Here is a 352-nt window from a genome sequence, read left to right as displayed (position 1 = left end):
GGCGCCGGCCAGCCTTTTCTGGCGAGAGTGGGCTGTCAACTGCCCCCATGAGGCCTCAGCCCGCCTTCAAACCAAAAAAACAAAGGATATACGTCTGTAATGAAGAGTGTTAGCAAGACCACCAAGATCGCTGTCGGCGCCGCCATTCTGGCAGTCGGAGGTTTCTCCGGCATAGGACTGGCCAATGCCGCTCAGATGTCCAGCACCGAGCAGGCTGAAGTGAGCCACGCTACGCCCGCCACGCCGGCTGTCCCGGCCACGCCTACGCTCCCGGCAAAGCCGGCCGTCCCCGCAGTTCCGGCCGCGCCGTCGACTGACGGCAAGGCCAAGGGCGACGCCGAAGCCGACGTCG

At 64.5% G+C, this 352-nt stretch carries 1 pseudogene; it reads left to right on the top strand.

From position 1 onward, the window contains the following. Window positions 1-99: 99 nt before the first annotated feature. Window positions 100-352 (top strand): annotated as a pseudogene (locus tag AC1D0A_RS22030) (hypothetical protein); the annotation flags it as partial.

It is taken from the genome of Arthrobacter sp. P1_D4 (assembly GCF_056406115.1).
The sequence above is the reverse complement of the archived record's forward strand: the minus strand, read 5'-3'. Positions and strand labels throughout refer to the sequence as shown.